Origin of the sequence: Candidatus Rhodoblastus alkanivorans, assembly GCF_022760755.1 — a bacterium.
Lineage (GTDB): Bacteria > Pseudomonadota > Alphaproteobacteria > Rhizobiales > Beijerinckiaceae > Rhodoblastus > Rhodoblastus alkanivorans.
Window position 1 is genome coordinate 458979 of the sequence record NZ_JAIVFP010000001.1, and the last position, 13460, is coordinate 472438.

General features: G+C 62.4%; 12 protein-coding genes. 7 read left to right on the plus strand and 5 right to left on the minus strand.

Annotated elements, in window-relative coordinates; genetic code table 11:
• Positions 1-16: 16 nt before the first annotated feature.
• The gene (locus K2U94_RS02105) at positions 17-895 is read right to left on the minus strand and encodes an HpcH/HpaI aldolase/citrate lyase family protein (RefSeq protein WP_243065631.1); all 879 of its coding nucleotides are present in this window, start codon (positions 893-895) and stop codon (positions 17-19) included.
• Positions 896-1145: 250 nt separating this feature from the next.
• On the opposite strand from K2U94_RS02105, the gene K2U94_RS02110 reads away from it, so the two are divergent.
• From K2U94_RS02110 to K2U94_RS02120, 3 genes are all read left to right on the plus strand, one after another.
• The gene (locus K2U94_RS02110; RefSeq protein ID WP_243065632.1) at positions 1146-2432 is read left to right on the plus strand and encodes a DUF2325 domain-containing protein; all 1287 of its coding nucleotides are present in this window, start codon (positions 1146-1148) and stop codon (positions 2430-2432) included.
• 775 nt (positions 2433-3207) lie between these two features.
• Positions 3208-3903, plus strand: coding sequence for a carbonic anhydrase (locus K2U94_RS02115; protein WP_243065633.1), 696 nt, complete (start codon positions 3208-3210; stop codon positions 3901-3903).
• 50 nt (positions 3904-3953) lie between these two features.
• Entirely contained in the window at positions 3954-4316 is a 363-nt protein-coding gene (locus tag K2U94_RS02120; RefSeq protein WP_243065634.1) for a hypothetical protein, read from the plus strand.
• Positions 4317-4347: 31 nt separating this feature from the next.
• Here the strand turns inward: K2U94_RS02120 and K2U94_RS02125 are convergent, their stop codons facing one another.
• Positions 4348-5382, minus strand: a complete 1035-nt coding sequence (locus tag K2U94_RS02125) for an aspartate-semialdehyde dehydrogenase (RefSeq protein ID WP_243065635.1) — start codon at positions 5380-5382, stop codon at positions 4348-4350.
• Positions 5383-5459: 77 nt separating this feature from the next.
• Positions 5460-6239 (minus strand): RluA family pseudouridine synthase, encoded by a 780-nt coding sequence (locus K2U94_RS02130; RefSeq protein ID WP_243065636.1) that lies wholly within the window; start codon positions 6237-6239, stop codon positions 5460-5462.
• A gap of 119 nt (positions 6240-6358) precedes the next feature.
• Between K2U94_RS02130 and ftsY the strand changes: the two genes are divergently transcribed.
• Entirely contained in the window at positions 6359-7576 is a 1218-nt protein-coding gene (gene ftsY, locus K2U94_RS02135; RefSeq protein WP_243065637.1) for a signal recognition particle-docking protein FtsY, read from the plus strand.
• Positions 7573-8232, plus strand: coding sequence for a septation protein A (locus K2U94_RS02140; RefSeq protein WP_243065638.1), 660 nt, complete (start codon positions 7573-7575; stop codon positions 8230-8232). Before ftsY ends, K2U94_RS02140 begins: the two co-directional genes overlap by 4 nt.
• A 127-nt stretch (positions 8233-8359) precedes the next feature.
• Here K2U94_RS02140 and K2U94_RS02145 read toward each other — a convergent pair whose 3' ends face one another.
• Together K2U94_RS02145 and acnA are read right to left on the minus strand one after the other, a co-directional pair.
• The gene (locus tag K2U94_RS02145) at positions 8360-8881 is read right to left on the minus strand and encodes a Cache 3/Cache 2 fusion domain-containing protein (protein ID WP_243065639.1); all 522 of its coding nucleotides are present in this window, start codon (positions 8879-8881) and stop codon (positions 8360-8362) included.
• 328 nt (positions 8882-9209) lie between these two features.
• Entirely contained in the window at positions 9210-11936 is a 2727-nt protein-coding gene (gene acnA, locus K2U94_RS02150; protein ID WP_243065640.1) for an aconitate hydratase AcnA, read from the minus strand.
• A gap of 162 nt (positions 11937-12098) precedes the next feature.
• Here acnA and ccmA point away from each other — a divergent pair, with 162 nt between their 5' ends.
• On the plus strand, positions 12099-12782 hold the full coding sequence (gene ccmA / locus K2U94_RS02155; protein ID WP_243065641.1) for a heme ABC exporter ATP-binding protein CcmA: 684 nt from the start codon (positions 12099-12101) through the stop codon (positions 12780-12782).
• Complete coding sequence (ccmB, locus tag K2U94_RS02160; protein ID WP_243065642.1) at positions 12779-13447, plus strand: heme exporter protein CcmB; 669 nt, start codon at positions 12779-12781, stop codon at positions 13445-13447. Before ccmA ends, ccmB begins: the two co-directional genes overlap by 4 nt.
• The last annotated feature ends 13 nt before the right edge of the window (positions 13448-13460 follow it).

A 13460-nucleotide genomic window follows, 5' to 3' on the forward strand; every position in this document is an offset into this window, starting at 1 on the left:
ACCCCGCAATCGGCGGTCAGACGACGGCGATCGCGTCGGCTATGGCGACAGTGCGGCGCGCCATGTCGGCGTGGAGACGTTCGACCATTTTGCCGTCGATCTGCAACGCGCCTTTCGCCGCATTCTCGGGGAGGTCGAAAACGTCAATGATCTTGCGGGCGAAGGCGATCTCCGTTTCCGAGGGCGCGAAAACCTCGTTGCAGAGCGCGACCTGATTGGGGTGGATCAGGGTCTTGCCGTCCATGCCGAGATCGCGGCCCTGTTCGCATTCGGCCCGGAAACCGGCTTCATTCGAAAAATCATTGTAGACGCCATCGACGATCTCCACGCCATGCGCGCGGGCGGCGGCGACGCAGATCGAAAGATAGGCCAGCATGGATTGGCGACCGGGGGTCAGGCGGGCGCGGGTTTCCTTGGCGATGTCATTGGTTCCCATGACCAGCACGGCGAGCCGCGAATTCGGATCGAGGGCGGTGCGAACGATGGAATCGGCGTTCAATATCGCCACGGGCGTTTCCATCATGGCCCAGATGCGGGTGTGGTCGGGGGCGCCGGCGTCGCGCAACGCCATGGCGGTCAGCATGATGTCGCCGGGCGAGGAGACTTTGGGCAGCAGAATGGCGTCCGGGCCAGCCAGAGCGGCGGCGACGAGATCGTCCTTGCCCCAGGGGGTCGCGGCGCCATTGACGCGAATCACGACTTCGCGGCGACCGAATCCTCCGGCCTTGACGGCGGCCGTCACCTGATTGCGGGCCAGCTCCTTGGCGTCCGGGGCGACGGCGTCCTCGAGGTCGAGGATCAGCGCGTCGGCGGCGATCGTCTTGGCCTTTTCCAACGCGCGCGCGTTGGATCCGGGCATGTAGAGAACGCTGCGGCGGGGGCGAAGGCAGGTCATGTCGGCTCCGTTTTGGCAAGGCTTTTGCGGTGCACCATAATGTTTTCACGGCTTTCACGCTATCGTCATTTTGCAGTCCTCGGCCGACTTTGTTTCCGCCGGCGGGCGCCTTTCGCTGCAAGGGTCAGGCGCGCGACGCGCCGGTCCGTTTTCCAATTCGCCGATAATTAGAATCATTCTACGAAACGCCGATTCGCTTGTTCCGCGATCCGGGCGCGGGGGATATTCGCCTCGAGCAAGAGGACGAGCGATGACGAAGAAACGGGATTTCGGCGTGCCGGCGGCGTTGACCGCCGCGGCTTTCAATGCGCTCAACCCGCCCTTGACCGCCCTGCTTCGGGCGCCGCCCGCCGAATCCCATGCGCTTCGACGCGCCGCGGCGTTGCGGAGGCTGAATATTTGGGAGGTTCGCGGCGCGTCGTTGTGTTCGATCGTCGGCACATGCCTGACCTTGAATGAATTGCGGCGGATCGCCAAAAAATGCCGCTTCATTGAGGATCCGTACGGTTTGACGGATTACGACATCCACGGCCTGATCACGTCGCGCATGAACAACGACAATCGGGTGTCGCGCGCCGTCACCAAACATCTCGATGCGAAATTCGAAGGCGCTGTGCGCAAATGCCGTGGACTGGACGACGAGGAGGCTTTCCTGCGCTATTGGGAAAGCGCGGTGGAGGGCGGACTTGTCCCGGGCGCATATTGGGCGCTGGTCACTCATCCGAATTTGCCCATGAGCGTCGAAGCGCGCGTCTATGGCGAGATTCACATGATGTCGCATATGTGCGGCGCTTCGAATCGCGGCGACGCGCGGGCGATAGCCGAAGCTCGCCGCGAAAACGGCGAAATCGCCCGCCGCCTCGCCGCGCGGGTCGCGGAACGGGATGAAAGGTTGAATGCGCTTGGCGAACAGCTCGGGGCGCTACGGGCCAAGCTCCGCGCGCAGGAGCCGCTCGTCGCCGAATGTCTTCGGTTGCGGGAAACCCTTTCGCGCAACGACCTGGCGCAGGAACTCGCGGCGCGCAAGTCCGAGCTCATCGCCGCGAATCGGGAAAAGGCCGAATTGCGCAAGAGCCTCGCCAAGGCCGAACTGGGTCTGGAGAGCCTTCGGGCTCGTCTCGACGAAAGCGAACGGCGCGCGGCGGCGCAGGCGGCTTCATCCGGCCAATGTGACGACGGCGTGCCGGCCGTCGAAGGAAACGAGCCGCCTTGCGACAATCTTTGCGGACGCTGTTTGCTCTATGTCGGCGGCCGGCCTCAGACGGTCTGCCAGTTGCGCGCTCTCGTCATGGGCCTCAACGGGCGATTGCTGCATCACGATGGCGGAATCGAACAGTCGACGGCGCGGCTAGGCGAGCTTGTGCGCCAGGCCGATCAGGTCTTCTTTCCAGTGAATTGCGTCAGCCACGGCGCCATGGATTACGTCAAGAAATTATGTGAGAGCCACGGCAAGCCGATGGTTCCGCTGCGCACGGCCGGCGTCACCACCTTCATGCGCGCAATCGGCGCATCGGACGGAGGCCAAGCGACATTGTAATCCAAGGCCAGGGCGACGATCGTTCGACAGCGCGTTCTTATGCAGGCTTCGGAGCAGAAATCGCCATAATGTTCGGAAAGGCGCGCAACCGCCATTTCCGTCAATGCGGCTTCGTCCCATGGTGTGGAAGACGGGGAAGGGCGAATTGCGTCCGGAATTCTGGCGTCGGTCTTTCGGCTTTCGCGTTCGATGTCGTAAATGTCCCGGCGCCTCCGCTCTCAGGTCTTCGCCGGGGATGGATCAGGCCTGGTCCCGAAGGCGGACGATGATGTCGACGCCGACGATCTTGCGTCCCGGCGGCGGCTGAATCCTCAATTGCTGAACCAGGTCGCGCGGTGCGTCCGAGAGCGTTTCGCGGTCTTCGTCGAAATAATGGGCATGCGGTCCGGTGTCGGTGTCGTACCAAACGGTCTGGCCGTAAAGGGCGATTTCCCGAATAAGCCCCGAGGCTGATGCGTTGCCGGGTGGGATGCAGATCGACTGCGCGCAGCGGGGTCCGGATCATGCGCGCCAATGGACCGCCGCGCCAGTCATAGGCGATCTGGGTGTTGGTTTTGCCGATCCCGAAAGTCTCCATGACCCCCCCCGACGCACGACCTTGTCTTCATTTTCGCGGGGAGGCTAACAATGAGACGGCGCCCGCTCCAGCGACAAGCAATTAATTAGAGCTATTCTAAGTAGATAGCCCGCGATCGGCAAAGCAAAGGATTGCTCTCTTTGCCACGATGCGGCAGAACTCGCTCGACGGGCGCCGTTGCGGCCGAGCGGAGATACAATGGGCGAAGCGAAACTGCCAAAACGCCTGACCGAAGGCTACGAGAACTTCCTCAACGGGCGTTTTCCACGCGAGCGCGAGCGTTTCGAGGAACTGGCCGAGCGGGGACAGAGCCCGGAAATTCTGTTGATCGGCTGTTGCGATTCGCGCGTTTCGCCGGAGCTGATCTTCGACGCCGGCCCGGGCGAAATGTTCGTGGTCCGCAACGTCGCCAATCTGGTGCCGCCCTACAAGCCCAACGACGATTATCACGGCACCTCGGCGGCGATCGAATTCGCGGTGATGGGGCTCAAGGTCAAGGACATCGTCGTCATGGGCCACGCCCAATGCGGCGGCGTGAAGGCTTTCGCGGAAATGCAGCGCGATCCCTACATGCGGCCGCTGGCGCCCGGCGATTTCATCGGCCGCTGGATCAAGCTGCTTGCGCCGGCGGCGGAGAGCATCGGCGAGTCAACCGAGCCGCTCCATGTCTGGGCGGAACGGCTGGCCTGGGAATCGATCAGGCAAAGCGTCGCCAATCTCCGCAGCTTTCCCTATATCGCCACACTCGAACAACGTGGCTGGCTCAACCTGCATGGCGCCTATTTCGGCGTTGCCGGCGGCGAACTCATGGCGTTGGACCCCAGCGACGGCGGCTTCCGTCAGGTCGCGGCGGAAGCGCATCGGGAAGCGTTCGCAAGGACGCCGCGCTTCTGACGAAATTTTGAGCCCGGGACAGGCCGCAGGCGAACGAGAAGAGCGTAGCGATGAACAGAACAGCGATGACGCTCGGGGCGGTCGTCATGATGATCGCGATGGGGTCTTTTCTCGCCCTCACGCCGGCCTATTACGTCACGCAGGCCCACCTCAACGGCTATCGCTACCACGAATGGCTCAGCGCGTGCCGCGCGGCGCCGGACGGCGCGTCCTACCGCGAGGGCTATGTCTATGACGACTCCGGAGCTCTCGCCGCCCGCGTCGCACGAAACAATCCCGGCGACGCCCGGATCGGACTGTCGCCGCCGACCTGGAACGTCTATCGATACCGGACGAAAGATCTGCTCGACTGCGACAAGGGCGACAGTCTCTATCTCGCCAAGAAAATCGGGCTGGCGGTCAAAGAAAAATAGCGCCGGAGCGCGGCGCTGTTTTCATGTTTCCTCAGGCCGCCTTCTGCTTCGGCGTCAACAGCTTGCGGTTGATCAGCGCTTCGGCGATCTGCACCGCGTTGAGCGCGGCGCCCTTGCGCAGATTGTCCGCCACGCACCAGAAGGCGAGGCCATTCTCAACGGTGGCGTCTTCGCGAATGCGCGAAATATAGGTGGCGTCCTCGCCGGCCGCCTCATGCGGGGTGATGTAGCCGCCGGGCTCGCGCTTGTCGATCACCAGCACGCCGGGCGCCTCGCGCAGGATGGCGCGGGCCTCGTCGGCGGTCACCGGCTTCTCGAATTCGATATTGACGCTTTCGGAATGGGAGATGAAGACGGGCACCCGCACGCAGGTCGCTGTGAGCTTGATCTTGGGGTCGATAATCTTCTTCGTTTCGGCCATCATCTTCCACTCTTCCTTGGTAAAGCCGTCCTCCATGAAGACGTCGATCTGGGGAATGAGATTGAAGGCGATGCGCTTGGGGAATTTCTTGTTCTCGACCTGATCGGAAACGAAGACCGCGCGGGTCTGGGCGAAAAGCTCGTCCATCGCCTCCTTGCCGGCTCCAGAGACCGATTGATAGGTCGAAACCACGACGCGCTTGATAGTGAAACGGTCATGCAGCGGCTTGAGCGCCACAACCAGTTGCGCCGTCGAGCAGTTGGGATTGGCGACGATGTTCTTGCGGCGGAAATCCTTCAGCGCGTCGGCATTGACTTCCGGCACGACGAGCGGCACGTCGGAATCATAGCGCCAGGCCGACGAATTATCGATCACCACGCAATTCTGCGCGCCGATCTTCGGCGACCATTCCTTGGAGATGGAGCCGCCCGCCGACATCAGGGCAATGTCGCAATCGGAAAAGTCGAACGTGTCGAGATGCTTGCACTTCAGGGTCTTGTCGCCATAGGAGACTTCCGTGCCGATCGAGCGCGACGACGCCAGCGCCACCACCTCGTCCGCCGGGAATTGGCGTTCGGCCAGAATATCCAGCATTTCGCGGCCCACATTGCCCGTGGCGCCGACGACAGCGACCTTGTAACCCATGCTGATCTCCACATTTTGAGCGCGTTTCCCTACAGCAAGCAGGCGCTTAGGGCAATGCGCCTTCAGTGTCGCAAGGCTCAGTCGCCTTCGACTTTCGCCTCAAGCCGGGCCCGTTCGCGCTCATTTTCCCTTTCCTGGCGCGCAACGATGGTGTCGTCGTCCAAGTTTTGCGTCCAGCCGCAGGCGGCAAGGCGCTTCTTCATATGGTCCGGCGCGCAGGCCTCGACTTCGATGGGCGGCTTGTTATTCGAAAGCGGTATTTTGACCGCCCTGGCGTGCAGATGGAGAAGCTCCTCCGGTTCGCGGCCGGCGCCATAGATCGGATCGCCAAAGATCGGGAAATCGAGCGCCGCGCAATGAACGCGCAATTGGTGGGTGCGCCCGGTGAGCGGCGCAAGCTCCAGCCAGGCGAGCGGCGCGCCGTCGCTGTCGTGACCGCGTCCAAGAACGCGCCAGCGCGTTTGCGCGGGCAGGCCGTCAGGATCGACCTTCATCCACCAGCCCCTCGTGGCGTCGAGCCGGCCGAGCGGAAGGTCGATCAGGCCCTCGTTCTGTTCTGGTCCGCCTTGGACAACGGCCCAATAGGTCTTCTCGATCCGGCCCTGTTTGAAAAGATGCATGAGCTTTTCCAGCGCCTTGCGATGGCGTCCCAGCACCAGGCAGCCGGAGGTGTCCCTGTCCAGGCGATGCGCGAGCGACGGGTCGCGCGGCAAACCGAAACGCAGGTGAAAAAAATATTGTTCGAAATTCTCACCGCCCTTGGGGCCGCGATGGACGGGAAGGCCAGCCGGCTTGTCGAGAACCAGAATGAGCCCATCGCGATAGAGCAGCCGCGCATAAATCTCTTCCGGCGTCATGCGGGACAGGCTATCGAGAGAGATGAGGGATTTTGCGCGGCGACCGTCATGACCGTTTATCGCAAAATCCGGCACAATTGAGAAGGGCGCTGGCCCCGAACAGGACGAGACGGAGGCGCATGAGCGCGGAATCGAAAGATAAGAGCGGCTTCATCGGGCGCCTGTTCAAGATGCGGCATGCGGAAGAGGCCTTTTGGGAGCAAAAGCCCGAGGTCGAAGAGGCCAGGCCCGTTCCCGCGCCTGATGTGGAGCCGGCGCCCGCACCGGAGGCCCCGCCGCCCGTGACGGAAATCCCGACGCCGATTGCGGAAGTGGCGCCGGAACCCACGCCGCCCGAACCGCCGCCGCTTCCTGAACCTGTTCCCGAGCCCGTTCCTGAGCCCGTCGTCGAGGCGCCCGCGCCGCCGAAATTGAACTGGTGGGCGCGGCTGCGGCAGGGGCTGGCGCGCTCTTCCTCCTCGATCGCCCAGGGCGTCGCCGATATTTTCACCAAGAAAAAGCTCTCCGCCGACATGCTGGAGGATCTGGAGGACGTGCTGGTGCGCGCCGATCTCGGCGTCGCCGCCGCGACCCGGATCGCCGCCCTGGTCGGCAAGGGGCGCTATGACAAGCAGATTGCGCCGGAGGAAGTGCGCTCCATTCTGGCGGACGAGGTCGAGCGCGTGCTGACTCCCGTGGCGCGGCCTCTGGAGATCGACGGCGAGAAAAAGCCCTTCGTCATTCTTGTCGTCGGCGTCAATGGCTCCGGCAAGACCACGACGATCGGCAAATTGTGCGCGAAATTTTCCGCCGAGGGCAAGACGCTGATGCTCGCCGCCGGCGACACGTTTCGGGCCGCAGCGATCGAGCAGCTGAAAATCTGGGGCGAACGGACGAAGGTTCCGGTCATCGCGCGCGACACGGGCGCGGATGCGGCCGGCCTCGCCTTCGACGCGATCAAGGCCGCGCAGGAGCAGAATGTCGACATCCTGATGATGGACACGGCGGGACGCCTGCAAAACCGCACCGAACTGATGGCCGAGCTGGAAAAGATCGTGCGGGTCATGAAGAAGGTCGACGCGCAGGCGCCGCATGCGGTCCTGCTGGTGCTCGACGCGACGGTCGGCCAGAACGCGCTGAGCCAGGTGGAGATTTTCGGCAAGACCGCGGGAGTCACCGGCCTGGTCATGACCAAGCTCGACGGCACCGCGCGCGGCGGCATTCTCGTCGCGATCGCCGACAAATTTCAGTTGCCGGTTCATTTCATCGGCGTCGGCGAACAGGCCGACGACCTGGAGCCCTTTACCGCCCGCGATTTCGCCCGCGCGATCGCAGGTTTCGAAAGTGAAAGCGCATGACGAATTCAACGAGCGCAACCAAGGCGCCGGCCAAGCTCAATCCCACGCTTAAAATGGCGCTGGAAATAGGGCCGCTCATCCTGTTCTTCGTCGCCAATGCGCGTCCGGCGCTGTTTCATTGGATTGTAGCGCCTGTCCTGCCGCCCGGGATCACGCCGGAAAAGACCGCTATTCTGACCGCGACAGCGGTTTTGATGGCGGCGGTGGTCGCGGCGCTCGCGGTGTCGTGGATTATGACCCGGCATTTGCCGATCATGCCGGTCGTCACCGCGATTGCAGTGCTGGTGTTCGGGGGGCTGACCTTCGTCTTCCAGGACAAGAGCTTTATTCAGATCAAGCTGACGATCGTCGATTGCCTGTTCGGCGCGGCTTTGCTCGGCGGACTGGCCTTCGGCAAGCTCTTGCTGCCGGTCGCGCTCGACAGCGTGATGCATCTCGACGAGGCGGGCTGGCGCAAGCTGACGATCCGCTGGGGCCTGTTCTTCTTCGCCCTCGCCGGGCTCAACGAAATCCTGCGCCTGACATTGACCTGGGACAATTGGGTCAAGTTCAAAACCTTCGGCGTCCTCCCCCTGACCTTGCTCTTCGCGCTCGCCCAGACGCCGTTGATTTTAAAGCATGAAATCAAGCCGGAGGCTGATACGGAGCATTTTTGAAAAATGCCGCCCTGGCGCCGTTGCGAGTTGCGTTTCCGAGACGCGAAAGAGGCGCGGACGGCGCCTCCGATGTCTTTTTTGAATGCGCGCTGAGTCGCATTGCGGCTCGGGTCGGCGGGACGTGGATTTATTTCTTGTATCCGACGTAATATATTCCGATCACGTGGTTTGCCGCATCGTGAATTGGTTCGTACCCCGTCACGTAAAGTTTGCCGAGGATGTCAACCTCTCCATAAAAGGGTTTATCCTTTTGAATTGATGCGATGGCTTTGCCTTTGGGATCAAGGACCGTTCCAATGGCGCGCGACCCGTCGTCTTTTTTGATATTCGTAGCGACACGAACAAAGTTGGCGCCGCTTTTCACAAAAATCGTGGCCGTGCCGCCGGCTTGCATCACGACCCCATCAACCAGGTCATAATTATTATTCATCTTGGTCGAGCCGAAATAAATCGCTGGAACCTGCTTGCCCGCCACGGTGTCGGAGCCTTCGATTTTGGGAGGACCGAGATTTTCAGCCTTTGATTTCATAACCTCCATTGCCGCCTTCACTTTCGCATCCTGAGCCACGCTCAAGCCTGGCAGGAGCGCGCCGGCGGCAATAAAGGACACGGCCATCAGCAGGCTGAAAAAACTGTAATTCCATTTCATGGCTTTTCTCCCCTGGATTTTCGCCGGGGCGTTTGGCCGCTGTTCTCCATTCAACGCGGAAAAAAGTTTTGGGCTTATAGACGCCGGCGGCGTACCCGCTGCTTCGCGTATCATCACGCGATCGCAGACCTAGGGTTAACGACGCATGGCGTCAAAAGTTCCCTTATGAGGACCCAATTTCGCAAGTAATGTCGATTGACAACAACTTTCACGCGGGAAACATCCTCCCCGCCGGTCTGGAAAAACGTATTTGATATTCGAAAATCAGTCAAAATAAGAGAGCCGCCGGAAATTCAGGCGGCTCTCGATTCTGAAATAGCAGAGACGTTTACGCTGCGGCCAGCTGCCGCAGCACATAATGCAGGATGCCGCCGTTCTTGTAATATTCGACTTCGTCGGCGGTCTGGATGCGCGAGTTGAGCGGAACCTTCTTCACCGTGCCGTCGGCATAAGTGATTTCGGCTTCTAGCTTCTGGCGCGCCTCCAGATTGGTGAGGCCCTTGATGGTCACCAGTTCGTCGCCCTTGAGGCCGAGCGACTTCCAGGTCGTGCCTTCTTCAAAAGTCAGGGGCAGCACGCCCATTCCGACGAGATTGGAGCGATGGATGCGCTCGAAGCTTTCGGCGATCACCGCGCGCACGCCCAGAAGATTGGTGCCTTTGGCCGCCCAGTCGCGTGACGAGCCGTTGCCATATTCGACCCCGGCGAAGACGACCAGCGGCGTCTTGGCCTTCTCATATTTCATCGCGGCGTCGTAGATCGGCATGACCTCGCCGCCGGGGAAATAGGCAGTATTGCCGCCTTCGGGGACGTTGCCGTTCTTGTCGGCGAGCATGAAGTTTTTGATGCGGATATTGGCGAAAGTGCCGCGCATCATCACTTCATGATTGCCGCGTCTTGTGCCGTATTGGTTGAAGTCTTCCGGCTTCACTTTGTTGGCCTGGAGATATTTGCCGGCGGGCGACGCCGCCTTGATCGAGCCGGCCGGGGAAATATGGTCGGTGGTGATCTTGTCGCCGAAGAGGGCGAGGACGCGGGCGCCCTCGATATCCTTCACGGGTTTGGGCTCCATGGTCATGCCCTTGAAATAGGGCGGGTTCTGGACATAGGTGGACTTGTTGTCCCACTCGTAGGTCTGGCTGTGCGGCGCCTTGACCCGCCGCCAGTTGGCGTCGCCCTTGAACACATCCGCATATTTCGCCTTGAACAGCGCCTTGGTAACGTTCTTGCGGATGAATTCCTGGATTTCCTGCGACGTCGGCCAGATGTCGCGCAGGAACACCGGCGCGCCCTTCTTGTCGTGGCCGAGCGGCTCCTTGGTCAGATCCTTCCGCACCGAGCCGGCGAGCGCATAGGCGACGACCAAAGGCGGCGAAGCGAGATAATTGGCCTGGACGTCCGGCGAGACGCGGCCCTCGAAATTGCGGTTGCCGGAAAGAACCGCCGCCGCAACCACGCCATTGGCGTTGATCGCCTTGGAGATTTTCTCCGGCAGCGGGCCGGAATTGCCGATGCAGGTGGTGCAGCCGAAGCCGACCAGGTTGAAGCCGAGCTTGTCGAGCGACTTCTGCAGGCCGGATTTGGACAGATATTCGGCGACGACCTGCGATCCGGGCGCGAGCGAGGTCTTGACCCAGGGCGCGACGGTCAGGCCCTTGGCGGCGGCGTTGCGCGCCAGGAGGCCCGCGCCCATCAGCACGCTCGGGTTGGAGGTGTTGGTGCAGGACGTAATGGCGGCGATCACGACGTCGCCATGGCCGATGTCGAAATTTTCGCCATCGACATTGTAGCGTTCGCCGATCGAAGCGATCTTTTTATATTCGGTCTCCATCGCCGCCGCGAAGCCCGACGCGACCGCGTCCAGAGCAATGCGGCCTTCCGGGCGCTTCGGGCCGGCGAGCGAGGGAACGACCGAGGCGAGATCGAGTTCAATCGTGTCGGTGAAAACCGGCTCAGCGGAAAGACGGGTGCGGAACAGGCCCTGGGCGCGGGCGTATTTCTCGACCAGAGCGACGCGGGCGGGCTTGCGGGCGGTCTTGTTCAGGTAATCGATGGTTTCGGAATCGATTGGGAAGAAGCCGCAGGTCGCGCCATATTCCGGACCCATATTGGCGATGGTGGCGCGGTCGGGCAGGGTCAGGGCGTCGAGGCCGGGGCCGAAGAATTCGACGAATTTGCCGACCACGCCCTTCTTGCGCAGCATCTGGGTGACGGTCAGCACCAGATCGGTCGCGGTGACGCCTTCCTTGAGCTTGCCGGAGAGTTTGAAGCCGATGACCTCGGGCAGCAGCATGGACTGCGGTTGGCCGAGCATGGCGGCTTCGGCCTCGATGCCGCCGACGCCCCAGCCCAGCACTGAAAGGCCATTGACCATGGTGGTGTGCGAATCGGTGCCGACCACGGTGTCGGGAAAAGCGACCTCGACCGTGACCGCCTTGCCGCGCGCCGGCTGGTGCTTTTCCTTGCGGGTCCACACCGTCTGGGCGAGATATTCGATGTTCACCTGATGGCAGATGCCGGTGCCGGGCGGAACGACCGAGAAATTGGAAAAGGCGCCCTGGCCCCATTTCAGGAAGTTGTAGCGCTCGCCGTTGCGCGAATATTCCAGGTCGACATTGGTCTTGAGCGCGCTCTTGCTGCCGAAGGCGTCGACAATCACCGAATGGTCGATCACGAGATCGACCGGAACCAGCGGATTGATCAGCTCCGGTTCGCCGCCGAGCTTTTCGATGCCGTCGCGCATCGCGGCGAGATCGACCACCGCCGGGACGCCGGTGAAGTCCTGCATCAGCACGCGGGCGGGACGGAAGGCGATTTCCTTCTCGACCTTGCCCTTGTTCTTGAGCCATTCGCAAACGCCGAGAATGTCGTCCTTGCTGACAGAGCGGCCGTCCTCGTTGCGAAGCAGATTCTCAAGAAGAACCTTCATCGAATAAGGCAGTTTGGAAATGCCTTGGAGCCCGTTCTTCTCAGCCGCCTTGAGCGAGAAATAATGATAGGTCTTGGCGCCGACCTTAAGGGTTTTGCGGCATTTGAAGCTGTCGAGTGAAGCCATCGCAGGGAGATCCCGAAGAAAAGTGTGGCGGGGCGAGAAGGGCGAATGAGAGGCTTATAGATAAATCTGTACTGGCAGGCTACACAAACAAAAGTTACATGCGGGCTCGCCGGAAGCCCACGAAACGAGCCCTGCCCAGCGCCGCCCGACCACGAGGATTCTGTGCCGCAATCCGAAGCCCGCCCGCCGGAAACTCAAGCCGTGAAAAGGATTTTCGCCCAAGGTCTGCGCGTCGAACGCGGCGGACGCGCGATTCTGCGCGACCTCGATTTCGATCTGCGCGCGGGCGAAGCCTTGCTCGTGCTCGGACGCAACGGCGCCGGCAAATCGACTCTGTTGCGCGCGCTGGCCGGACTGTTGCCGTTGCGCGGCGGCGAAATTCGGCTTGAAGGCGGCGCGTCCGAAACGCCTCTCGCCGAGCAGGCCCATTATGTCGGTCACGCGGACGGGCTGAAGGCGGCGCTCACCGCGCTGGAAAATCTCCAATTCTGGTCGCACATGCTGAAGGCTTCGTCCGGCTCGGCGCTGTCGCCCGAAGGCGCTTTGGCGAAGGTGGGACTCGCGCGCGTCGGCGATTTTCCCGTCGCTTATCTCTCGGCCGGCCAGAAGCGTCGCGTCGCCCTCGCACGGCTGTTCGTCGCGCCCCGGCCGGTCTGGCTGCTCGACGAGCCGGCCACCGCCCTTGACGTCGGCTCGCAGGAAAAATTTGCTGAAGCCATGGCGGCCCATCGCGCTGGCGGCGGCTTCGTCATCGCCGCGACCCACGCGCCGCTCGGGCTGATCGGCGGCAGGGAACTGCGTCTCGACGCGGCGACGCCTCGCAACGGCGCGGGAGAGGCCGCGTGACCCCGCTCTCGGCCCTGTTCTGGCGGGAAGTGCGCATCGCCCGCAGCGTCGGCGGCGGCGGCGCGATGGGCGTGGTCTTTTTCCTGATTCTCGTGAGCCTCATGCCTTTCGCCATCGGGCCGGACCTCAACCTTTTGTCGCGGATCGGGCCGGCCATATTGTGGATCGCCGCCCTGCTTTCGACTTTGCTCGGGCTCGACCGGCTCTTTCAGGCCGACGCCGACGACGGCTCGCTCGATCTTTTCGGCATGTCCTCGACGCCGCTGGAGCTGGTCGTGCTGACCAAATGCGCGGCCCATTGGGCGCTGACCGCGCTGCCGCTGATCGCCGCCGCGCCGCTGCTCGGACTGACGCTCGGAATGGAGCCCGCCGCGCTCGCCGGCGTCGCCGCCTCGCTTTTCGCCGGCACGCCGGCGCTGACGCTGCTCGGGGCGATCGGCGCGGGTTTGACGGCGGGCCTGCGGCGCGGCGGCCTGCTCATGGCGGTGTTGATCCTGCCGCTGACCACCCCGGTTCTCATCTTCGGCGTCGCCAGCGCGTCAGCCGCCAGCGGCGGAACCGTGCCCTTCCACACACCCTTCCTGATCCTGTGCGGCCTGTCGCTGATGGCGGTCGCGGGCGCGCCTTTCGCGGCCGCGGCGGCTTTGCGCGCGCGAGAGGCGTAATTTCGCCGTGTTT